The 23065-nt window shown below is 45.2% G+C and carries 15 protein-coding genes; 9 read left to right on the top strand and 6 right to left on the bottom strand.

Going from position 1 to position 23065, the window contains the following annotated elements:
• Entirely contained in the window at window positions 1–477 is a 477-nt protein-coding gene (locus ABHV44_RS13880) for an Mpo1 family 2-hydroxy fatty acid dioxygenase (RefSeq protein WP_459075308.1), read from the bottom strand.
• A 96-nt stretch (window positions 478–573) separates the two neighbouring features.
• On the opposite strand from ABHV44_RS13880, the gene ABHV44_RS13885 reads away from it, so the two are divergent.
• Entirely contained in the window at window positions 574–1878 is a 1305-nt protein-coding gene (locus ABHV44_RS13885) for an Nramp family divalent metal transporter (protein WP_459075309.1), read from the top strand.
• A 62-nt stretch (window positions 1879–1940) separates the two neighbouring features.
• On the opposite strand, the gene ABHV44_RS13890 is transcribed toward ABHV44_RS13885, so the two are convergent.
• On the bottom strand, window positions 1941–2705 hold the full coding sequence (locus ABHV44_RS13890) for a DUF4252 domain-containing protein (RefSeq protein WP_459075310.1): 765 nt from the start codon (window positions 2703–2705) through the stop codon (window positions 1941–1943).
• Window positions 2706–2853: 148 nt separating this feature from the next.
• Here ABHV44_RS13890 and ABHV44_RS13895 point away from each other — a divergent pair, with 148 nt between their 5' ends.
• From ABHV44_RS13895 to tamL, 4 genes are all read left to right on the top strand, one after another.
• Window positions 2854–3285, top strand: a complete 432-nt coding sequence (locus ABHV44_RS13895) for a DUF983 domain-containing protein (RefSeq protein WP_459075311.1) — start codon at window positions 2854–2856, stop codon at window positions 3283–3285.
• Between the two features lie 120 nt (window positions 3286–3405).
• On the top strand, window positions 3406–4248 hold the full coding sequence (locus ABHV44_RS13900) for a hypothetical protein (protein ID WP_459075312.1): 843 nt from the start codon (window positions 3406–3408) through the stop codon (window positions 4246–4248).
• A 72-nt stretch (window positions 4249–4320) separates the two neighbouring features.
• Window positions 4321–9306 (top strand): translocation/assembly module TamB domain-containing protein, encoded by a 4986-nt coding sequence (locus tag ABHV44_RS13905; RefSeq protein WP_459075313.1) that lies wholly within the window; start codon window positions 4321–4323, stop codon window positions 9304–9306.
• 32 nt (window positions 9307–9338) lie between these two features.
• On the top strand, window positions 9339–11636 hold the full coding sequence (gene tamL / locus ABHV44_RS13910) for a translocation and assembly module lipoprotein TamL (RefSeq protein WP_459075314.1): 2298 nt from the start codon (window positions 9339–9341) through the stop codon (window positions 11634–11636).
• A gap of 5 nt (window positions 11637–11641) precedes the next feature.
• Here tamL and ABHV44_RS13915 read toward each other — a convergent pair whose 3' ends face one another.
• From ABHV44_RS13915 to purB, 3 genes are all read right to left on the bottom strand, one after another.
• Window positions 11642–12556: a YihY/virulence factor BrkB family protein gene (locus tag ABHV44_RS13915; protein ID WP_459075315.1), complete on the bottom strand. Its 915-nt coding sequence runs from the start codon at window positions 12554–12556 to the stop codon at window positions 11642–11644.
• A 110-nt stretch (window positions 12557–12666) separates the two neighbouring features.
• A complete protein-coding gene (locus tag ABHV44_RS13920; protein ID WP_459075316.1) occupies window positions 12667–14499 on the bottom strand; it encodes an ABC transporter ATP-binding protein in 1833 nt (610 codons plus the stop codon).
• A 43-nt stretch (window positions 14500–14542) separates the two neighbouring features.
• Window positions 14543–15898 (bottom strand): adenylosuccinate lyase, encoded by a 1356-nt coding sequence (purB, locus tag ABHV44_RS13925; RefSeq protein ID WP_459075317.1) that lies wholly within the window; start codon window positions 15896–15898, stop codon window positions 14543–14545.
• Window positions 15899–16125: 227 nt separating this feature from the next.
• On the opposite strand from purB, the gene trmD reads away from it, so the two are divergent.
• The 3 genes from trmD (at window position 16126) to rplS (ending at window position 18237) form a co-directional block, all read left to right on the top strand.
• Window positions 16126–16821: a tRNA (guanosine(37)-N1)-methyltransferase TrmD gene (gene trmD / locus ABHV44_RS13930; RefSeq protein WP_459075333.1), complete on the top strand. Its 696-nt coding sequence runs from the start codon at window positions 16126–16128 to the stop codon at window positions 16819–16821.
• Window positions 16814–17659 carry a formimidoylglutamase gene (locus tag ABHV44_RS13935; protein ID WP_459075318.1) on the top strand — a complete coding sequence of 282 codons (846 nt, stop codon included), beginning with the start codon at window positions 16814–16816 and terminating at the stop codon, window positions 17657–17659. The genes trmD and ABHV44_RS13935 overlap by 8 nt, the downstream gene beginning before the upstream one ends.
• A gap of 215 nt (window positions 17660–17874) precedes the next feature.
• Window positions 17875–18237, top strand: a complete 363-nt coding sequence (rplS, locus tag ABHV44_RS13940; RefSeq protein WP_459075319.1) for a 50S ribosomal protein L19 — start codon at window positions 17875–17877, stop codon at window positions 18235–18237.
• Between the two features lie 74 nt (window positions 18238–18311).
• Here the strand turns inward: rplS and ABHV44_RS13945 are convergent, their stop codons facing one another.
• Window positions 18312–20621: a hypothetical protein gene (locus ABHV44_RS13945; protein WP_459075320.1), complete on the bottom strand. Its 2310-nt coding sequence runs from the start codon at window positions 20619–20621 to the stop codon at window positions 18312–18314.
• Between the two features lie 446 nt (window positions 20622–21067).
• On the opposite strand from ABHV44_RS13945, the gene gyrB reads away from it, so the two are divergent.
• Window positions 21068–23020: a DNA topoisomerase (ATP-hydrolyzing) subunit B gene (gene gyrB, locus ABHV44_RS13950; RefSeq protein ID WP_459075321.1), complete on the top strand. Its 1953-nt coding sequence runs from the start codon at window positions 21068–21070 to the stop codon at window positions 23018–23020.
• Window positions 23021–23065 lie beyond the last annotated feature (45 nt).

A 23065-nucleotide genomic window follows, 5' to 3' on the forward strand; every position in this document is an offset into this window, starting at 1 on the left:
TCAGTAGCGCACCCCCAGACTGCGATAAATGAAGCCGAGCAACCAGGCAGGGCCGATCATCAGAAATTGAATGTCTTTGAAAAAGCTCGGTTTTGCGCCTTCGATCTTGTGACCAATAAACTGACCTATCCAGGCGACAACAAAAATGGTGAGGTAAACCAACCAGGCGTTTTCGGGAAAAGCTGCGTTTACTGTTGCTGCCAGCCAAAGCACTGCTGCAGAGAAAATGGCCATCCCCAAAAAGATTGGAAAAGAAATCCGCAGGTAGAAAAGCAATCCGACTAAAATCACCAGTGAGCCGAGATGGATGTGAGGTTCCACTCCTGCTGAAAAGTTACCAAAAGGCAGTGGAACAAGCGAGAGCAGACCAACGATGGAGAAGAAAATTGCTGGAACGCAAATCCAGTGAATGGCTTTGTTGGTGGCGTTTTGATGACTCACTCCGTAATCGTCAAACCACTGCTGCATAGTTTTCATGATGGCGCAAAATTGGTTCTACGTAAATATAAGACTTCGCCAAAAGAATTCTCTAACCTTGGCTGGTGAGTATCAAATTTTTAATTTTCCGACTCGATGAACGAGCGCCTAACCAACTTACTCAAATCTCTCGGGCCGGGGATTCTCTTTGCCAGCACATGCATTGGGGTAAGCCACCTTGTGCAAAGTACACGTGCTGGTGCCGTCTACGGATTTGGTTTGCTCTGGGCAGTGGCAGCAGCCAATCTCTTCAAGTATCCTTTTTTCGAGTTTGGGTCGCGCTATGCAAACGCTACAGGCGAGAGTATTATCGATGGCTATCGAAGAACGGGAAAGTGGATGCTTTGGCTCTACTTCATCCTCACGCTCGCTTCTATGTTTTTTGTTGCCGCAGCTGTAGGTGCTGTCACAGCAGGATTTATGGATAATCTCTTTGGAGTGTCGGCATTGCTTGGCAATCGCGGCATTTGGTGGACAACGGGAATCTTATTTTCTATTTGCATCGGCATCCTGCTGGCTGGAAAATACGGAGCACTCGATAGTCTCATAAAAGTCATTGGAACGGTCTTGCTGATTTCCACGGTACTCGCAGTTGTTTTGACGCTCAACAAAGGACCGGCAACAGACGAACCTTTTAACTGGCTTAACACAAAAGTGCTAAACCCAGAGCACATGGGTTTCCCATTTCTTATAGCGCTCATGGGCTGGATGCCCTCTGCAATCGACCTCTCTTCGTGGAACAGCCTGTGGACGTTGGAACGAATCAAACAAACCGGCTACCGGCCCAAACTCAGTGAAACACTTTTCGATTTTAATTTTGGCTACATCGCTTCGGCTGTACTAGGACCGTGTTTTTTGATCCTCGGTGCATTTCTGATTTTTGGAACGGACAAAACCATGCCCCATGGATCGGGTGATTTTGCAAATGCAGTTATCGGACTTTACACAGAGACAATGGGCGACTGGAGCTACTTCCTGATCGCTGCTTCGGCTTTCTCCATCATGTTCGGCACCTGCATCGCCATTTTTGATGGCTACTCGCGTGTGATGGAAAGAACACTAAAACTGTTGACCAAGTGGCCCCAGGCTGCGCATGACGACCCGGAAACGATTCTCGATTCGAACTCAAAAACGTACAACTTCACTCTGCTTTTAGTTGGTGTGGGTGCTTTCGGAATCATCTACTTTTTCGGAGAATCGCTCAAAAATCTCGTTGACCTTTCTACGACTATTTCATTTCTAATTGCACCCTTAATCGCTTTCATAAATTTCAAACTCGTCAGCGGAAAGCTGATGCCGAAACACGGCCGGCCTCCTAAGTGGCTCCGCTGGCTAGCGATAGCCGGGATCGTTTTTCTCACCTCATTCGCCTTGATTTTCATTTGGTGGAAATTGCTTTAGAAAAATGAAAAAAGCCGCTTCAGATTCCCGAAACGGCCTTTCCCTCATATCACCTAAAAAGACTATTGAATGATAAACTTTTTCGTGTAAGCCTGCTCCTTTCCTTTCATAATTTTCATCACGTAGTTTCCAGATGGCAAACCGTAAAGCCTCACATCCTGTGTTTTATTTTGAATTTTCAGGTCGCGAACAACTGCTCCGGACTGGTTGAAAACCAAAATTTGCGAGCCGACAAGATCTTTTGGAACATCAACCTGAACGTTCGCGTCTCTTCCAGCAGGATTTGGGTAAATGCTGATGCTACCGGCAAGGTCGAGAGATTCAGTTTGCACTTCCTCAGATTTTGCAAAGTCCATTTTACTCAGCATGGAGCCCGCTTGCTTGAGGTCAATTTCTCCCCAAATGTTAATGAGTATCCATTCGTTTTCTTCGTCCACTACACCGAGTAGTTCGGTGATGATTCCGTTGCTCTCTTTCACAAAGAACACAGCTTCCATATTGGACTCCTTCACGCGCATCAGTTCTTCAAATTCACCACTTATGGTGCTCTCAACTCTTTTCAAAACTGCCTTGCCGTTTTCACCACTTTCTTCGTTAATCAAAACTTTCATGCCTTTGATCTTCTTGGCAGCTTCAATCACTTCACGAGTGGCTTCGTCTTCGGCTTCAATGTCATTGGCCAGTTGAAACATCGATCCGGAAACACTCACTTCCATCACCTTGTCTCCCTCAGAGAGATCAGAGAAATGGCGATCGATCACATTGTTTTGAGCGCTAAGACCCAAACTGATAAATAAAATACTTAGGGTTATTGCTATGGATTTCATGGTTATAAGTTTTTTGGATTGTTTTTAATTTGATTTCGAAAGGGAGACGGACGACTCTCATAAAAGTTAACAGCACCCTCAAAAGTTAACACCCGTTAACAGGAATTTTTAGAATCATTCTCCGCTTCAAAAGCCATATTTTTGCACCATGTTAAAAGGGACAAAGCTTTATTCAATCTTTAGGTTTAAGTGTGCAAAATGCCACCGCGGAAACCTCTATCAACATCCTAATCCGTACAAGCTTAACACGCTCACAAAAATGAACAAGGAGTGTGCTTGCTGCGGTGAGAAGTTCACCAAGGAGCCGGGGTTTTTCTTCGGAGCTGCCTACGTGAGTTACGCGCTCACAGTAGCGCTGTGGGTGGCGCTTTGGGTAGCACTGGCTGTTTTCGATGCTCTGGGCTGGATTTCCTTCAGTTTCTTCGAAGATCCTCTTTTGTTTTTAGGACTTGGGGTTGCTCTTCTCATCATCACGCTTCCCTACTTCTATCGCCTCAGCAGATCCATTTGGATCAACTTCTTCACCAATTTCGATAAGGAGACGGCAGAGCGCGTAAAAGACTGTGACCCGAAATCGTAGAAATTCGTCTACACCCGCAATCTCCACACCCTTTAAGAGAACTGATTGACAGTTACTTAAACCCAATTTCCTTTCGGAACGAAATTGGTCTTGTTTGAAGAAATCATCAATCAAACCGATTTGAAGAAGAAAACAAAAGGAATTCTATTTTCACTTGTCTTAATTATTCTCGTAGCTGCGCTGGCGTGGCAATACTTCAAAAAAGGAGTTGAAGTCGAAAAGGTCACAGCGGATATTCACTTTAAAGGTCAGGAACAACTGGATATCGACATGAGAATTTTGCTCGATACACGATTCTTCTGGGACACCAAAGTTTACGGGATCGATTACACACTGAAACTTTCCGATCAGGTTATTTTGGAAGGCAGGCAGAATTTCGACACGTTGGTGATCAACAACAAAGAATCGATCATTCCGCTAGCTCTAAAGTTGAACCCAAAAGAATTGCGATCTATCATCGACAGTCTGCAAGGCACTGACAGCACATACCTGGAGCTGGATTATTTCATCGACTACCAATTACCGATCGCTGGACGTCAACAAATGAGCTCAAAAAAGCTCAAGAAAGTGGAAGTGCCTATTCCTCCGGAAATAAAACTGGAGGATCTGAAAGTGAAGAAACTAAAACTCACAGAACCTCTCGAACTGAGGGCGTTCGTGAAAGTTATAAACTACGGAAATGTTGAGCTGATCATCGAAGGATTGAATTACCAGTTTATGGTAGAAAACGAAGAGTGGGCAAGTGGAAACCTTGAAGAATCCGTCAAGGTGGAAAAGACGAGTAATAACATCGTTGAGCTTCCTGTGAAGATATCGCCAGGTAAGGTTGGAAACCGTTTGTGGCAGCGATTTATTAATCGGGATTCTATCCATTATTCGATTAAGGCGGATGGCGAAATAGACCTTCAATTGAAGAAGGTCGATGTGCAGAACATTGATTTTGAATTGAACGGAGTTTACTGAGCTATTTCCTGCAGTGGCAAGCTCAGGACAGTAAAAACTTTTACTTTCCCCCAATAGTTTACTGAAAGCAGAATGAAGAAGATATTGCGAAAAGCGTGGAAATTCTTGTGGATAACACTGGTCGTTCTGCTCGTGCTTGTAATTCTGGCTTTTGTAGCTCTCAAGTTGCCTGTCACACAGCGTTTCATAGCAGACAAGGCCGAAGAGTTTGTCGAAGGAAAAACCAATACCGCTGTTGACATAGGCAAGCTCAACATCAATTTTCCGAAAAATGTGTCTATTGAAAATCTGTTTGTCGAAGACCGAAACAAAGACACTTTGCTCTACGCGGGAAAGATTGGAGTTTTCATTTCTCTCAGTGATTTGATGGCGCAAAACATTACGCTCACGCAAATTGAGCTCGCAGACTTAAATGCACGAGTCATTAAAAAAGACTCGACTTTCAACTTCAATCATTTTATCACCGCCTTTTCGGATACTACTGCAAAGCCTACAACTCCAAAGGACACATCCTCGGGAGGAGGCTGGGGATTCGCCATTCAAGATATTTCGCTAAAAAACATTCGGGCTCGCTACTACGACCACGACTCTGGAGACAGCACCAATGCCTTCCTTGGAAATTTCGAGACGTCTTTTAACACCTTCGACCTGGAAGAACAGCAGTTTTATCTCGATGAAATACTTCTTGAAAACACCAGTGCTGAACTCGCCATCCACAGTCAGCCGGAGCCCGAAAAGGAAGACACTACAACCTCTACTCTGCCCGATGTAAGATTCGAGAGCATCAACCTAAAGTCGATTGAAGCTAAGTACAGAAACCAACCCAGCCAGCAAGAGTTTTCGGCAGATATTTCGTCACTGTTGCTCACTTCCGAAAATCTTGACATTCCACAAAAGAAGATCGGCTTGGGAGAGTTCGAGTTGAGTAATTCTTCGTTTTCCGCATTTATTTTCTCCGAACCTGACACCACGAAAAAGGACTCTGAAGAGACTTCGCCTCAAAGTTTTCCGCTAGACATTCCCTGGGAAATTTCACTAGCTGACCTCGACCTGAGTGACTTAAAACTCAACTATCACAATCGTGCTTTTCCAGACACCGCAACAGGTTTTGACGCCAACCACATCTCGGTTGATGGCTTCGATCTCGGACTCGAAAACTTTGAGCTTGCCAACAGCGAACTTTCTGCAACTCTTAATGACCTGGCCCTGAAAACCAGCGATGACTTCAAACTAGAAGAACTCAAAGCCGACCTTCTTTTCAACAACAAACAAATGAGAGCTTCAGGGTTGGTTTTGGCTACTTCAAAAAGTGAAATAGGTGGCGATGCCAGGCTCGACTACCCTTCTTTTGCTGCCTTTTTGGAAGACCTCAACAACGCCACTTTCAACCTGAACCTCGACTCGAGAACAGTGTCGACAGCCGACTTGGCCTACTGGGTTCCTCAATTGGCGGATAGCATTTTTAATCCCGAAAAACCGAATTTCAATTTCTCCCTCATCGCCAAAGGAAGCACTGCCGATGCTGTACTGGAAAAATTGACTTTAAGCTTTGGAGAAAAAACTCGGTTTAGCGCTGAAGGAAATGCTCAGGATGTTCTCGATCCGGAGTTACTTTCTTTCGACCTTGGTTTGGAGCACGAAATTTTTGCCTCAGATGTAAAGGCATTTCTTCACCCTGCTCTGTTACCAGAAGGTTTAGGTCTCCCTTCGCGCACTTCAGGGACTTATGACATTTCAGGAAAAATTAACGATCTCTACACAGAAATTGACATTTCGAGTGAGCTCGGAGAGATTTTCGGAAACGTTCATCTTGCCAACATCACAAAGGAGACTCATCCTTCCTATGATGTGGACATTTCGGCTGAAAGCCTCGACCTGCAAACCATAACCAAAGGAGACAGCACAGGAGTTGGATTGTGCTCCTTCGAACTTCAAGCGAATGGAAGTGGATTTGAGCCGTCACGAATGAACAACGAATTCGCCCTGAAGCTGCACCAAATTGAGTTCAACCGCTACGATTATCGTGCGTTTGACCTATCTGGCGAAATTGAAAATGGAACGCTGACAAGCGCAGGTGGAATCCGCGACTCCAACATCATCGTTACGCTGGAAAACACGGTCAATCTCCAAAATGTCTTTGACTCTGAAGTACTGGTTAACGTAGAAGCAGCCGACCTGCAAAACCTCAACTTCGCTCAGGAAGACATTCGACTTAAAGGAAAGCTCAAGGCAAAATCCAGCGGAACAGGATTAACCGACTTAAAGGCCGATGTGGATTTGAGAAATGCTTTGGTAATAAAAGAAAAGGACCGCTACTACCTCGATTCGCTTTTGGTGAATGCAGAGCTGGGCGAAAGTAAAACTGATTTCCAGGTCAACTCAGACATGCTGAACGGCTGGCTGCGAGGAAACCTTCCGCCAGATGAAATTGTCCTCTCGCTTCAGCAGCAGGTCAACAATTACATCGACTTGTTTGAAGTTGGCAGCGATACGCTGGCTCAAAACCCGCATTTTGCCTTTTCATTTTCGATCAATCAAACCGACCTGATCAGTGAAGTCGTTCTTCCAGAACTTAAAAGTTTCGAAGTGGGACTAATCGAAGGTCAGTTCAACGAGCCTGAAGTTGGTGCTGTCAACATGTCGATCAACATACCCAATCTTCAGTACGCCAGTTTTGAAATTGACAGTCTCTCCTTTTCAATGACCGGAGACCGGGATAGTTTGAAGTCAAAAATCGGATTTAATAAGCTCGATTTCGATACGCTCACAATTCACAAGACAGCTTTAGATGCGCGAATTGGAGAGGGCAACATCAATCTAAAGCTCGGAATCCTGGACACTGCTGAAACCCAGGAGTACGCACTTGGCGCCAGCATTCAGCGATTAAACGATACCATTGCCGTATCGCTGGACGAAGAGCTACTCCTGCACTACAACGAGTGGAAAGCGAATCCTCAAAATGCACTGTTGATCCACGATGGACTGAGCTTCAGAGAATTTGAAATATCTCACCAGCAAATGCGACTCACGGCTCGCGACATCGAAGGCGGCTATGAAATCAACGCCCAGGACTTTTCCCTCGCAGCCATTTCTGGAATGCTCTCGGGAGAGATCGTGCCACTCGCGGGAATGCTCAACGGAAAAATTACGATGAAAGAGGAGGAGAACCTCTCTGCCGATTTGCAAATAAATGACATCCACATTTTTGAGAAGCCACTGGGCAACATCGACCTGACAGTGAAAAACCCTGAAGGCAATACTTATGATCTCGATCTGGCTCTTACTGGAAATGGAAATAATCTGCGAAGCACGGGTTCTTTTGCACTGGCCGACAGCACTTCTTCTATCGATCTCAAAACTGCCATCAATAAAATCTCCCTCGAGAGCTTCACTCCTTTCACTCTTGGCTACCTGTCAGACATGAGCGGAAATTTGCGTGGCCAGGTGAATGTGAACGGATCGCTTTCGAGTCCACAAATCAATGGTAACCTGAAATTCGATCAGGCCTGGATGAAAGTCGATTACCTCAACTCCTATTTCAACCTTCAAAACGAGCGGATCGACATCAAAACTGATGGTTTTCGATTTCCAAACTTCACCGTTAGAGACAGCACAGGGAACAAGGCGCAAATCGATGGAAGCGTTCTCACTGAGAACTTCACCGACTACGAGTTTGATCTTTCTATTAAAACCAATGACTACAAGGTGATGTCTACCACCAAAGAGTCTAGCGAATTTTACTACGGCACAGTAATTCTCGACAGCGACATTCAGGTGCAGGGCCCGATGACCAGCCTCGATGTGACGGCAAACATCAACCTCGAAAAAGGAACTGAATTCAACATGCTGATTCCTCAAAGCGATGTGGCAGCGCGAGACCGTGCCGGAATCGTAGAGTTCATCGACCCGGATGCGAGCATTGAAGAAAGTATTCTGACCAGAAGCAAGGTGGACGCTGCCAGTCAGGCTGATTTTACGAATTTGAATTTCAACTCCACCGTGACGGTCGACAAAGAAACGAGGGTTAACATCATCATCGATCCGGTTACTGGTGACAAGCTCTCAGTTCAGGGCGGAGCTACTTTGAGTGTTGGGATTAATCCAGGAGGCGACATCAACATGGTTGGAAACTACGTGATCCAGCAAGGTAAGTACGAGATGAAAGCCTTTGGTGTGATGCGCAGAGAGTTTTCTATAAAAGAAGGCAGTAGCCTGGAATGGTCTGGTGATCCGCTAGAAGCTCAAATGGATATCACAGCCATTTACGAAACCAGAACTTCGCCTTATAACCTTGTAGCTCCCTACATTTCTTCCACCGGAACAAATGCCGAACTACAACAACTCAAAGGTCAACTGCCATTTAAGGTCTACTTGATGATGAAAGGAGAACTGATGTCTCCAGCCATCAATTTCGACATTGAGCTTCCCGAAAATCAGCGCAACGCAATGGGTGGACGGGTTTACGCCCGACTCAATCAACTTCGAGAAAACGAATCTGCACTGAACAAACAGGTTTTCGCCTTGCTGGTACTCAATAGCTTCATTGCTGAGGATCCCACTGCCGGAGCCAATGATGGCTCAAACCCAGCTTCTTCAGCAGCGCGAAAATCGGTGAGCCGCTTCCTCAGTGATCAGCTCAATCGACTTTCTGACAAATACATTCAGGGTGTTGATGTGCAGGTGGATGTCGAATCCTACGAAGACTTCTCCAGCGGAGGTGCTGCCGGACAAACGGACGTTAACCTAAACGTCAGCAAGAGTCTGATGAACGACAGGCTGATCTTGCGTGTTGGTAGCTCAATCGCTGTAGAAGGTGAAGCAGCACAACGGCAAAATGCCAGCGACATCACTGGAGACCTTGTGCTGGAGTACAAAATTACCGAAGACGGTCGCTACAGATTTAAAGCGTTTAGAGTAAACAGTTACGAAAACCTTGCTGTGGGACAGGTCACCGAAACCGGTGGAGGAATAATTTTCACCCGCGATTACAACGAATTTAAAGAACTTTTTAGAAAACCAGAAGACGACCAAAACCGAGTGAAAGAGGAAAAAGAATGAGACAGTGGCGAAATAAAATATCACTGAAAAACATGTGGCTATGGTTTTTTGCTGCAGTGGCAATCTCGTTGTCTTCGTGCACTGGAAACAAATGGCTCGAAGAAGGCGAGCGCTACTACGATGGAGCTTCGGTGGAGTACAATAAGCTAGACTCTGTTCCCGAACGAGTAAAGAGAAACCTCGAAAGCTCCGTTAGGCCCGAGCCCAACCAAAAGATTTTTTTCAGTCGCCCAAAGGTTTGGTTCTACCACGTTGCTGGAGAAGTGGAAAAAGACAAAGGTTTTCGTCACTTCGTAAAAACGAAGCTAGGTGAAAAGCCGGTTCTACTGAGCGATGTCAACATCGACCAAAACGAAGAGATTCTCTCTGGTAAAGCAGTTAATGAAGGCTTTTTCTACGCCACAGCTTCGCACGACACGTCTCTCGGAAAACACTCAGCTGAGCTCATTTACCAACTCGAAGTAAAATATCCTTATCGCGTTCAAAAAATTCACCTACCAAAACGCGACAGCACAACTGCACTTCAAATTCTCGATTTGGCACTGCAAGAAACCACTCTTGACACTGGTGAAATCTATTCGCTGGACAAACTCGTTGATGAGCGCGACCGCATTTCAGGAAGGATGAAAGAAGAAGGCTTTTTCTTTTTTCAGCCCGATTACCTACTCTACCAGGTGGACAGCACAAAAGGTGACCACAAGGTCGAAATTTACTTTAAACTCAAAGAGACCGTTCCAGACTGGGCTCTTCAGCGCTACTACCTGAGAAACGTTCAGGTCAACACCAATTACAGTCTCGAAAAAGATACAACCAGGTCGCAAGCTGATACCACAAAGGTTGATAAGATTGCATTTATCTCTAAGAAAGACCAGTTCAAGCCGAAACGAATTTTGGCAGCCGTTAAACTCGATCCCGGAGATCTTTACGACATCAACAAACACGATATCACTCTGAAGCAGTTGTCAAATTTGGGAATATTTCAGTTCGTGAATATTCGATTTGACAGAGTTGCCAATACCGACTCGCTTGATGTAAGAGTATTGCTGAGCCCGATGAAAAAGAAAAGTATCCGGACTGAGCTCCTGATGACCACTAAGAGCAACAATTTTACCGGACCGGAAATTGGTTTTCAGTTTAGAAACAGAAACACTTTTGGCGGAGCAGAACTGCTCACCATCGATTTGAGCGCTGGTTATGAAACTCAGTTTGGCGGAGGAAGTGACCGACAACGGCTAAACAGTTACAGCGTGACGCTCACCTCCCGACTTTATTTACCGCGTTACTCTGGGCCGATAAAGTTTGATAAAATGAGTACGCGATTTGCTCCGAGGACTTTTTTCGAGCTCAAGTACGAATTGCTCAATCGCGCCAATTTCTACAGCCTCAACTCTTTTAGCGGAGGTTTTGGTTACAACTGGCAGGAGACAAAAATCAAGAGCCACGACCTTCGGCTGATCAATATTAATTACATCCATCTGCTCGATCAGAGCGAAGAGTTTCAGGATTTGATTAGTACCAATGCGCTTCTGCGAGAGAGTTTCGAAGATCAACTGATTTTTGGAACCATCTACTCCTACACTCACAGCAACCAGGGTCATGTTCCTGAAGAGAAAAAAACAACCCACTATTTCAAGGGAACTTTGGAGTTGGCAGGTAATTCACTTTTTGCAGGTTACAGAGCGTTTTCGGCCAGCGATTCTCGCGATTACCAAATTGGTGGAGTTCCTTTTTCGCAATATGCCAGGGCAGAAATCGATTATCGACTTTACTGGAAGCTCAGCAGGAAAATGACCTTTGCCATGCGCAGGATTTTAGCTGCGGGAATTCCCTACCAAAACTCTTCAACTCTTCCTTACTCAAAGCAGTTTTTTGTGGGTGGTGCCAACAGCATTCGAGCCTTCCTGCCGCGCAGTGTGGGCCCTGGAACGTTTGACTTTACTGGTGGAGGCGATGCTTCTGCCTTCCTGGATCAGTCGGGAGAAATGAAAATTGCCGGCAGCTTCGAGTTGCGCTACTCCTTCAACAGCATTTTCAAAGGAGCAGTGTTTGTCGATGGAGGAAACGTGTGGCTGATCAATGAACGGGAAGAAAAGCCCGGAGGTCAGTTCGATATCGAAACTTTTTGGGGTGAGTTTGCTGTCGGTACTGGAGCGGGACTGCGCATTGACGCATCCTTCATTTTGCTGAGGCTCGATGTCGGATTCCCGATCAGAAAACCCTGGATACGGACACGGGCCGAACGTTGGGTGGTTGACGAAATTCAATTTGGAATGCCCGACTGGCGCAGGGAAAACCTGGTTTGGAACGTGGCTATCGGCTATCCGTTCTAGCCGAATCATTCGTCAGTTATGTGATCATGCTTAAAACGAATCGCAAATTTCGAAGGTCGAACCTGACCTTCTACTTCCTTGACATAAACCTCAGTAACCTTCCCTCCCAGCAAGAGAATAACTGAAGAGTAGAAAACCCAGATCAAAATAAGAACGAGCGATCCAGCAGCTCCGTAAGTGCTGGTAAGATCGCTTTGGCTCAAGTAAAAACCAATCAAATATTTACCGATAAAGAATAGACCTGAAGTGATAAATCCGCCAACCCAGCACTGACGCCAGCCGGTTTTCACATCGGGAAGTACCTTGAAAATGAGTGTGAACACAGCAGCAATCACCCCCAGGGAAATAGCGAAGTTTGCGATCTGCATCATGAAAACTGAAACCTCTGGAAGAAAACGCTCCACGTAGTCTGCCAGCACCACCAGCACGGTGTCGATGATAAGAGAAACCAAAAGCAGAAAGCCGAGACTCAAAACCATGGTAAAAGACCACATTCGATCGAGTGCAAACTTTAGAATGCCTGAAGAGGGCTTTGGCTTTACTCCCCAAATTGAATTCAATCCGTTTTGGATGGAGATAAAAACCGTGGTAGCACCAAAAAGCAGTGCCCCAATGGTGAGTAGTGTGGCCAAAAAAGAATTCCCTGAGGTCTTCACATTGGAAAGGATAGCCTGAATTTGCTTGGCGGCATTTTCACCAACCAGGTCTTTAATCTGATAAAACAATTCACCTGTCACTGCCTCCTGACCGTAGATGTAACCGGCAGAAAAGACGATAATAAAAATGGCTGCCGGCAGACTGAAAATGGTGTAAAATGCAATTGCAGCAGCGTGAGTCATCGGATCGGCTGTTCCGAATTCTGAAAGACTGGTTTTTACCAGGTCGTAAGCGGCTCTAAGTTTTCCCTTCTTTACACTCATAAGGAATTAGCACATTTGAAGTTTTATTTTTTGATATATTAGTTAACAGTTAAAAACAGGTGAAAATGTTCAAAGACCTGGGTAGTATTCACCTTAAAGTCAATTAGAGACTAATCGAAGTTTTGAAGCTCCACCAGCGAGTGGTAACTACCCTTTTTGGCCATCAGCTCATCGTGAGTTCCCATCTCGGCAATTTTTCCATCCATGATCACAATGATCTTGTCGGCATTCTGAATAGTGCTCAGCCTGTGGGCAATTACAAGCGAAGTGCGGTTTTTCATAAGGTTGTTGATCGCCTCCTGAACCAAAATTTCAGAACGCGTATCCAGCGCAGAAGTAGCTTCATCCAGCACCAAAATTGGAGGGTTTTTGAAAACTGCCCGTGCAATGCTCAGTCGTTGTTTTTGACCTCCGGAAAGTTTGTCCCCGTTATCACCAATGTTAAAGTTGTACCCTCCGGGCAGTTCGCTGACAAATTCATGAGCGTTGGCCACTCTTGCGGCTTTTTCCACATCCTCTGGGTTTCTCAATGGAAGTCCGAGCGTGATGTTACTGCGCACAGTATCATTAAATAGAATCGACTGCTGAGTAACGATGCCCATGAGATCGCGCACACTGGAAAGTTTGTAATCGCGAAGATCGTGACCATCGATTTTTATTGAACCTGAATTGATGTCGTAAAAACGACCGATCAGGTTGGCAATGGTCGACTTCCCTCCTCCTGACGGGCCAACAAGGGCAACGGTTTCTCCTTTTTTCAGCGAAAAAGAAATTCCCTTAATCACCTCTTCTTTACCATCGTAGCTGAAGTGGATGTCTTCAAATTCGATCTTATCTTTAAACGATTCTATCGACAGCGCGTCTGGTTTGTCTTCGATTCTAACATCGGCATGCAGGATGCTGTTAATCCTGTCAATGGAAGCTCCTCCTTTGTTAATCCTAAAGATCGCATCCGAAAAGCTTTTGGCCGGTGGCAAAATCTGTGAGAAAACCACCAAATAGCCGATGAAGAAGTTTCCATCGAGACCGCTGTCTCCCAGGATTACAAGCCTTCCTCCATACCAGAGCAAAATGGCAACGACAGAAATTCCTACAAACTCGCTAAAAGGCGAAGCGAGATACTCTCTTTTGTAAAGCTTGATCATCAACCTGAAGTACTGGTTGTTGGTCCGCTCAAATTTTTCCTTGAAGATCTTTTCTCCATTAAAGGCTTTGATGATTCTCAGTCCGGTAAGCGTTTCTTCCAACACGCTGATGAGCTCTCCGAGTTTCGACTTTCCGCGTCCGGCTGCATTTTTCAGGCCTTTGGCCATTCTACTGATGATGTATCCACTAAATGGCAAAAAGATGAGTGCAAACAGGGTCAATTCCCAACTCATAAAAAAGAGTGTTCCCAGATAGGCGATAAGCATGATGGGCGACTTGAAGAGAATTTCAAGTGTTCCGATAACGGAAAACTCAATTTCCATCACATCGTTGGTCATTCGGGAAAGAATGTCTCCCTTGCGTTCCTCGCTGTAGTAGCTGAGTGGAAGCATCACAACCTTTCGATAGAGTTTTCTTCGAAGGTCTCTCACCACTCCCACGCGGATGGTGCTCAAGCTAAAAAGCGAAAAGTACAACACGAGATTTTTGAGCAATGCCATGGTGATGATGAAGAGGCACATGTACATGAGCATGTCGAGACGGCCGTGCTGGGCAATCTGCTCATCCAGTTTGTAGCTCGCCAGTTGCATCCAGTAATCGCCACTCCACTTGCTCAAGTCTGGCGAAGGTGGCGAGGCCGGTTCAGTAGCTTCACTAAAGAGAATTCGAAGAAATGGAACAATTGCCAGGAAAGTAAAAAGTGAGAGGATGGCGTTGAGAATGTTGAAAATCACATTCATCGCCAGGTAGCCTTTGTAGCCGCCCACTAGAGCAAATATGTCCCAGAATTTTCTCACTATTTTTTCTTGTTTGGTTTAAGCAGATAGAGAGTGCCCCGGATTACCTCACGAGGTTTACTCCAGTGTAATTTTGAGGTGTAATTTTTTTCATTTCCTCTTTCACCTCATCTGAAACATTCAGTCCATCTACAAATTCAACAATCCTCTGCTGATTCATTTTCTCGTTGGTGCGGGTCAAATCCTTGAGCGCTTCGTAAGGTTTTGGATAGCCCTCTCTTCTCAAAATCGTTTGCAGTGCTTCCGCTACAACAGCCCAGTTGTTTTCCAAATCCTGATCGATTGCCTGGGCATTCAACTTCAGCTTTCCGATTCCTTTTTCGAGAGACCTCAAGGCGATAATCGTATGACCAAAAGGAACGCCAACGTTGCGCAATACAGTCGAATCTGTCAAATCGCGTTGAAGCCTGGATATAGGCAATTTTGCTGAAAGGTGCTCGAGCATGGCATTGGCCAGTCCTAAATTGCCTTCCGCATTTTCAAAGTCAATGGGGTTCACTTTATGAGGCATGGCAGAGGATCCAACTTCTCCGGCCTTAATTTCCTGTTTGAAATAATCCATTGAAATGTAAGTCCACACATCGCGGCTAAAGTCGATCAAAATATTGTTGACCCGTTTCACAGCATCAAAAGTCGCTGCCAGATTGTCGTAGTGCTCAATCTGAGTGGTGGTTTGCGAGCGGATCAATCCGAGCTGATCTTTCAAAAAGTCATTTGCGAAGCTCACCCAGTCCACATCGGGATATGCAATTTGATGAGCGTTGAAATTTCCAGTTGCTCCGCCAAACTTTGCCGAGTGAGGTACACTTCTTAACTGGCTGAGTTGTGTCCGAATCCTCTCAGTAAAAACCTGAATCTCTTTTCCCAGAACCGTAGGTGATGCCGGCTGGCCGTGTGTTTTGGCAAGCATCGGAACGTTCTTCCATTCCTGAGCTTTTCCTTCCAGGCTTTCTACTACCGAAAGAATCAACGGGAAAAACGCTTCTTCCAGAGCCTCTTTTATTGAAAGCGGAACTGAAGTATTATTAATGTCTTGCGAAGTGAGGCCAAAGTGGATAAACTCTTTCACTTTATCGAGACCCAACTCATCAAACTTGTCTTTTACAAAATACTCAACCGCCTTCACATCGTGATTGGTGACTTTTTCTGTCGACTTCACTTTTGCAGCGTCACTGTCTGTAAAATCCAGGTAGATTTTTCGCAGAGAATCGTATTTCGATTTATCAAAACCGCTGAGTTGTGGCAACGGCAACTCGCAAAGCGCGATAAAGTATTCCACTTCCACTCTCACCCGGTAGCGGATGAGCGCTGATTCTGAAAAGAAGTTCCTGAGACTTGATGTGTGTCGGCTATAACGTCCGTCAATCGGAGAAATGGCTGTAAGCGATGTAAGCTCCATTTTGTTTTTTCTTAGCTTGAATTGAAGCAGCAAAAGTAATCAATTGATCCGGCCGATTAAACCGGGCTCCCAAAGTCGTGGCAAACTCGATAGGTGCATCAAGCTCCAAAAGGTTGAAGGCTGTCAGTTGTAAACGACCAGAACTGGAAAAGCTGAGTGTACGCAAGGCGGACAAAAGACTTTGTAATACCTATCTTTGCACCTTCGATTTCAATAAAAAGGAAACCATGCGGATCGACATTCTCACAATTTTGCCTCGCCTACTGGAAAGCCCGTTTGCGGATTCTATCTTAAAACGAGCAAAGGAAAAAGGCCTTGCAGAAGTTCACGTTCACGACATTCGCGACTACTCCACAGACAAGCACAAAAACGTAGACGACTACGCTTTTGGCGGAGGCGCGGGAATGGTTATGAGCATTCAGCCGATTGCCGACTGCATCGACAAGTTAAAATCTGAGCGCGACTACGATGAAGTGATTTATACCACTCCTGACGGAAAAACGCTTAACCAGCAGATGGCAAATGAGCTTTCTACCAAAGGAAACCTGATTATTCTCTGCGGACATTATAAAGGTGTTGATCAACGAGTGCGCGATCATTACATCACCAGAGAGATTTCTATTGGCGACTACGTGCTGTCCGGTGGAGAATTGGCGGCTGCTGTGATTTCAGATGCCGTAATCCGCCTGTTGCCCGGTGTGCTCAACGATGAAACCAGCGCTCTCACGGATTCTTTTCAGGATGGCTTGCTGGCACCACCAGTCTACACAAGGCCTGCGGATTACAAAGGGATGAAAGTCCCTGAGCTGCTAACTAGCGGTAACACCAAAAAAATTGAAGAGTGGCGCCTGGAGGAAGCAGAGCGAAGAACGCGCGAAAGGCGACCGGACTTAATCCAAAAAGAAGAAGGAAAAAATGAGTAAAAATTGGAGCATCTTAGGAATTGCTGATGACGAAGGAGTAAAAAACGTTGGTGGACGAATCGGAGCCGCTCAGGGTCCGCAGTCGTTTTCCACTTTTTACAACAAGCTCAAACCACATTTCCCGGTAAATGATTCTCTGGAAAACGAAATTGATTTCGATCTGGGGACTGGAAGCTTGAGTGAAAAACACGAAGCGGCCATTGAAAAAATTAGCTCGATTTCTCAGTCGAAAGACTTCAGCGTGATTGTTGGCGGAGGCCACGATTACATCTACTGTCATCTGGCTGGTGTGAGTCGCGCATTCCCAGACAAGACCATCGGCTGCATCAACATCGACCCCCACTTCGACATGCGAGAGCCGAAGCCAAAATTCACCAGTGGCTCCCCATTTTTTGTGGCCCTTTCTGAAGGTGTCATCGATGGAAAAAACCTCATTGAGTTTGGCATTCAGGAACACTGCAACGCTCCCGAACTCTGGGATTTTGCTAAAAGCCACGGGGTAAAAACAGTGACTTTCCCCGAGTTGCGAGAGAAAAGCGTGAAAGAAGAGTTCTCGAAAGTTCTCAATGAACTGGCTTCAAGATGCGATCACTTGGTAGTGAGTTTCGACCTCGACAGCGTGGCTTCGCCATTTGCTCCGGGAGTTTCGGCACCTGCCGTGGAAGGGTTTACACCTACTGAAGCGCACCAAATGATGGAGCTCAGCGGAAGTCACGACAAAGTGAAGTCGCTCGGAATCTATGAACTCAACCCTCGATTCGACCGAGATGATGTAACTGCACGACTTGCAGCAACCTCTTGTCACTATTTTGCACAATCAAAATTGGAAAAAAACTAGACATAATTTTCAGGAGCCAGACAGTTCTTTGTCTATTTGCCGCTCGTTGAGAAACAATGGTAAATGTTCTCACGTAGAGTTATTTGAGACTTGGATAGAAACAACTGAAAACCCAGTATCTGTCTGACGAAAAATAATTCTAAGAAATATTTCAATTCAAATAATATTCGTAATATTGCACCCTCATTTTCGGGCAGCAAAAAAGATTTAGCACAATGGACATTGTTAGAGAAATTTCAGAAAAACTTACAGAAACCAAAAAGTGGCCGGAATTCAAAGCTGGTGACACTGTTTCTGTTAACTATATGATTAGAGAGGGAAACAAGGAGCGTCTTCAGCAGTTCCAGGGAGTTGTTCTTCAGCGCAGAGGTTCCGGTACAACGGAAACTTTCACTGTTCGAAAAATGTCCAGTGGTGTTGGTGTTGAGAGAATCTTCCCAATGTCTTCTCCTCACATCGAATCAATCACAGTGAACAAACACGGTAAAGTGCGTAGAGCTCGTGTATTCTACATGCGTGGAAGAACAGGAAAAGCAGCTCGAATCAAAGAGAAAAAACGCTTTACTGCAGAAAAATAATTTTGGATTCTTTCCAAATCAAAACCTCGACTTGTTCGGGGTTTTTTTATGCCCAAATTTGAAAGCAGGATTATCTAGTTGAGCAATTCTACCAGGCGCTCCAGTTCTTTCTGGTTTTGGTCTGATCTGATTCCGTCAAGAATTCTTTTGCGCTCAATCTCCGTCAGGTGCCAGCTTAGAGAGATGTGCGTGTCTTTCTGATCTTCAATTTCCTCATCGAGCTGAAAAGTGACCACGTCCACATCCTGCTCAAACCACGCTGAGATATACCGAATGAGCTGGTCGTTGTTGTACTCCTGCATTCGAGTCACATTGCCATAGATCGAACCCAAAGGGGCAGTAAACTTATCGATCAGCGACTGCTTGCGCTCAATCAACCCAAAGGTCTTCTGCGTATCTCGAACCTGCAAAATCACAACTCCGCTCGTATTTTCATTAATCCACTCGCGAAACGTGTAGATGTACTGCAGAGTGGTTTTGGTTCCGAAATTGTCTCTAAGTCCAGCATCCATTACGCTCACCGTTGGGTCAGTAGGCAGCGACACAGAAGGCAAAATGTAAGGGAAAGTAGCATTCATCCGCAAGGCACTAGAAAACCTCAGGTCGTTTGCCTCGTCATCTCCCACCAATTCTGAAAATTCTACGTCTTCTGGAATCGCACTCGAGTGCACGCTTTGATCAGCCTGGTTTCTCGTCAGGTAAGAAACCTGCTGTGAAGAAATCAAAAGTCTTCGACCATCATTAATGATCGTTGGGCTCAAGACCATCATCGGGATCAGTCCTTCTTTCTCTGGCACAGCGTACTCTCCAAGCTGCTTGTCGAGTACGTAATCCGTATTTTGATGAAGTTGCTTTTCGAATGCGTGAGCCCGGTCTTTGGTGTAAGAGTGGCCATCGTACTCGAAGGATTGGTACCGAATAAAAAAGTCGTTCGTAGCGATGCTAAACAGAATGGGGTTGAGCAGATCCTTGCTGATGTTTTCTATGTAGCGAGGGTCATAGAGGTCGATTCCTGCTCCCAATTGCTTTCTGTAATAAAGCTCCCTGAGGTAGGCAGCCCCCACCATTCCACCCGATGCACCAGTGATAAACTGCGTTCGCTCGAGCAGCTTTCCGTTCAAGGCACTATCGGCATGCAGAAGACTGTTCATGGTCCACAAAGCACTTCGCAAGCCACCTCCACTAGTGTTTACGATAACGAGTTTTGGTTTTCTTCTCACTCCATTTTCAGAATGTGTGTTGCGGCTTTTCCAATTGTTGAGAATCTCAATCGTACTCGATTCGTCAGCTTTCAGCAAACTATCGTTTGTGTTTAAACTCTCAATTCTCTCTGCAGAATATTCGGCTTTCTCGCCTGAGTAGTCCAATCCGTAAGCGTGATTTTCAATATTCATGAAAGGCAGACTTTCGAACGAGTAGTTGATCATCACGAAGATGAAAATGAAAAACGTAAGTGTCCATCCTTTCACCCATGAGAAGAGAGCGCTAACCACCATCAGCAAGATTGTAAAAAAGAGCAATGCGCTGGCTGCAGCAGGAATCACAAAAAATGAGTTTTCTCTGAACGTGCCGATTAGGATGAAAGATACAACCAGGACTATTTCGAATATCGATGCGTTGATGTGATTTTGCGAGAACACTTTATTCAACACATCGGAATGGTAGTGCTGGCTCTGCCGCGCGAGATTTATCTTAAACGGGGTAGACAGATAAGTCAACACTCGCCAACTTCTGCTATGTAAATCCTTTTGACTCCAACGATTTTTGTTGTGAATAGTAGTTTTCACAGGGTTCTCGTCACTCGCCATTTCTTCGATCAGATCTTCTTCGTCACTTACTTCTGCCGTGAAGTGATGCACAGAGCGATTGGTGTAGAAAAAATATAATTGAGAGACGATCAAAAAAATGAACATCCCCGCGATGAACCCCGCGCAGTTTTGAGCTACTTCCCAGCCTCCAAGCAGCTCCTTCTCCAGTTGAAATTTGATAGTAGCGTAGAGATAAACAATTACATATACCAGCGGAATGATGAAGTTGTTGAGACTAAACTTGTAGAAAGGCCGCTGCAAAGTCGCGATAAACGGGAAGCGAAACCCGTGGAGAATATATGTGTAGAGGTTGAAAGCAAGGATGAATCCACCCAGAGCAAAGCCAACCATGGCAAATGATACAAAAGTTGAAGTTCCCCGATATTCGGGATAGAGAAACTGGTAAACTACACCATACCGGCTGGCAAAAACATTAATTGTAAAGCCAATCAACAACACCCAGAAAAAAAGCAGGAAGTGATTCTTCTTTAGGTGAAGCATCAACAGTCGAAAAGGAAAGAAGTAAACGAACCTCCTCCACTTTACACGAAAACCGACTTTGTGATTATCACTCAACTTTCTATTCTTTTCATTCGGCAAAACCACCTTTCATTAAAGACTTCAACGAAAGGCACTGATCAAAATTTGAGTCTTAAATATTACTACCGGAAAAATACGGCAATTAATTGTGTCATAATGTAGGAAAAAGACCGAATAATCGCTTTCAAGAATTGCTGAAATAAAGCGCCCAAAAGCATCACTTTTCCAATTGTTCAAAAACTGTTGACAAACTGTTAATTTCATGTTGATAAATAATGCTAATTCCCCTGTCTTTACTGGGTAATTGCGGCCTCAATACGTATATTTGTTTGGCTGTGAAAAATTCAGTTTTTCACACTGATTTTCGAGTGGTTTGCAGGGTGATTTTTCATCGCCAAACCGAAGGAAAATAAAATCAATTTCGGAGGGTGTCGGTACGCACTGACGCTCACCGATTTATTTGTAATGAAAAGTAATTTGTAATGAGCGAAAAACCAAAGAACGTTTACGGAGCGGACAGTATTCAGTCGCTAGAGGGAATGGAGCATGTGCGCATGCGTCCGTCAATGTATATTGGAGACGTGGGAACGCGTGGACTTCACCACCTCGTTTATGAGGTTGTGGATAACTCAATCGATGAGGCCATGGCCGGCTACTGCGATTCGATTACAGTAGTGATCAACGAAGACAATTCCATTCGCGTGGAAGATAACGGTCGGGGAATTCCGGTCGATATGCACAAAAAAGAAGGCAAAAGTGCCCTCGAAGTTGTGATGACAAAAATTGGTGCCGGTGGTAAGTTCGATAAAGATTCTTACAAAGTTTCCGGGGGACTCCACGGTGTTGGGGTTTCTTGTGTGAACGCACTCTCTAACGATCTGAAAGCCGAAGTTTACAGAGAAGGTGTGATTTGGGCTCAGGAATACAAAAAAGGAAAGCCGCAATACGATGTGAAAAAAGTGGGGGAAACAGACAAGCAGGGAACTGTTGTAACTTTCACTCCAGACGATACAATTTTCGACTCCATCGAGTTTAGCTACAAAACGCTTGCTAACAGGATGCGGGAATTATCTTTCCTCAATAAAAAGCTTCGTCTGACAATCACCGACATGCGTGAAAAAGACGAAGAAGGAAATTACATCACCAACTCTTACTACTCTGAGCGCGGACTTGCAGAATTTGTTGAATACATTGACGAAACTCGCGACCAGCTCATCGAGAAGGTGATTCACATGGAAAGTGAGAAAAACGGAATCCCAGTTGAAGTGGCGATGGTTTACAACTCCACTTTCAATGAGAATGTGTTTTCCTACGTGAACAACATCAATACTCACGAAGGTGGTACTCACCTTTCAGGATTTCGAAGAGGTCTTACAAACACCCTGAAAAAATACGCTGAAGAAAGCGGCTTGCTTTCGAAGTTGAAATTTGACATTCAGGGAGACGACTTTAGAGAAGGTCTCACTGCTATCATTTCTGTAAAGGTGGCAGAGCCGCAGTTCGAAGGACAAACAAAAACCAAGCTCGGTAACCGAGAAGTTACTGCGCCAGTGAGTCAGGCAGTGAGCGAAATGCTTGCCGACTACCTCGAGGAAAATCCTAACGATGCGAAAACCATCGTTAACAAAGTAATCCTTGCAGCGCAGGCACGTCACGCAGCCAGAAAAGCTCGTGAAATGGTTCAGCGAAAAACTGTGATGAGCGGAAGCGGACTACCGGGAAAACTCGCTGACTGTTCTGAAAAAGATCCTGCAATCTCTGAAATCTATCTCGTTGAGGGTGACTCTGCGGGTGGAACAGCAAAGCAAGGTCGCGATAGAAACTTTCAGGCGATCATGCCACTTAGGGGTAAAATCCTCAACGTGGAGAAAGCCATGACCCACAAGATTTTTGAAAACGAGGAGATCAAAAACATCTACACGGCACTCGGAGTTTCTCTCGGAACCGAGGAGGACAGCAAAGCCCTGAACATGGACAAGCTGCGTTACCACAAAATCATCATCATGTGTGATGCTGATGTGGATGGTAGCCACATTGAAACATTGATTCTTACTTTCTTCTTCCGCCACATGAAAGAGTTGATCGAAAGAGGATACATCTACATCGCCACGCCTCCACTCTACCTTATCAAAAAGGGAAAAACACAGGAATATGCCTGGTCAGAGGAAGCCAGACAGGCTAAAGTAAAAGAGCTGAAAGGTCCTTCAGGATCGGAAGCCGGTATTTCTGTCCAGCGTTACAAGGGTCTTGGTGAGATGAACGCAGAGCAATTGTGGGACACCACCATGAATCCTGAGTTCAGAACTCTCCGCCAGGTGACAATTGAAAATGCTGCTGAGAGCGACCACATCTTTAGTATGCTCATGGGCGATGAAGTACCACCACGTAGAGCATTCATCGAAAAGAATGCGAAATACGCTAACATCGATGCATAGCAGAATAATTGTATAATACACATATTGAAAAAAACCCGGTTTTTA

Origin of the sequence: Halocola ammonii (genome assembly GCF_049334165.1) — a bacterium.
Taxonomy (GTDB): Bacteria; Bacteroidota; Bacteroidia; order Flavobacteriales_D; family Sanyastnellaceae; genus JBEGHD01.